Raw genomic sequence first — 887 nt, 5'->3', positions numbered from 1 at the left:
TTCATCTATTGACTAAAGTTTTAGCACAGAGCCATTGATATTTTAACTAAAACAACCACAAACAGAAGATTTTATTATGCTATAAATGTTTATTAACCTCAGGCTTCAATTATATTCATCTTCTACCTGAAAGTGTGGAAATAATAAGCAATCACGTGTGTTGTACTTTAATAAACGGTCTGACTGAAACGAGTATTTTACAACGGCTTTTGAAATTAGATGCTAACTTTAAAACTAAGTCACTTTGGGATAAATTAAATAAATATAATACAGAGGTGTAAATATGTCTGAAGAATTAAATAATAAATTCATAAACTCCTTTTTATGGAAATTTATGGAAAAATTTGGATATTTAGGAATGCAGTTTGGGATTCAGATAGTTTTAGCAAGATTACTCTCACCTACAGATTATGGTGTCCTGGCAATTGTAAACATTATGTTAGGAATCACAATTATCTTAGTACAGAGTGGTTTAAATATCGCATTAATTCAAAAAAAAGATACAGATAGGTTAGATTATTCGACAGTGTTTTACTTTAGTCTGTTCATTTCTACAATACTATACACTTTATTATTTTTCTTAGCGCCAATAATTTGAAGGTTTTACGATGAAGAAATTTTAATATCAGTGATTAGAATACTGTCGTTAAGTCTATTTCTAGGTGCAATAAATTCTATACAAAATTCATTCATAGCAAAAAAATTAAAATTTAAAATTCAATTTTATTCGACTTTAATTGCTGCATTTATATCTGGATCTATTGGCATATTTATCGCTTATGAAGGCTTTGGTATTTGGTCTTTAGTAACCTCTCAATTAATCAATACAGCAGTAATCACTATTCTTTTGTGGTTTCATTTGAACTGGTGACCTTCTTTAGTATTTT

At 28.3% G+C, this 887-nt stretch carries 1 pseudogene; it reads left to right on the top strand.

Going from position 1 to position 887, the window contains the following annotated elements:
* Positions 1–283: 283 nt before the first annotated feature.
* A pseudogene (locus ON063_RS14685) lies at positions 284–871 on the top strand (oligosaccharide flippase family protein).
* Positions 872–887 lie beyond the last annotated feature (16 nt).

It is taken from the genome of Exiguobacterium sp. B2(2022) (assembly GCF_028823655.1).
Lineage (GTDB): Bacteria > Bacillota > Bacilli > Exiguobacteriales > Exiguobacteriaceae > Exiguobacterium > Exiguobacterium aestuarii_A.
Note: the sequence above shows the minus strand (reverse complement) of the source record. Positions and strands in the feature narration are given on the sequence as shown.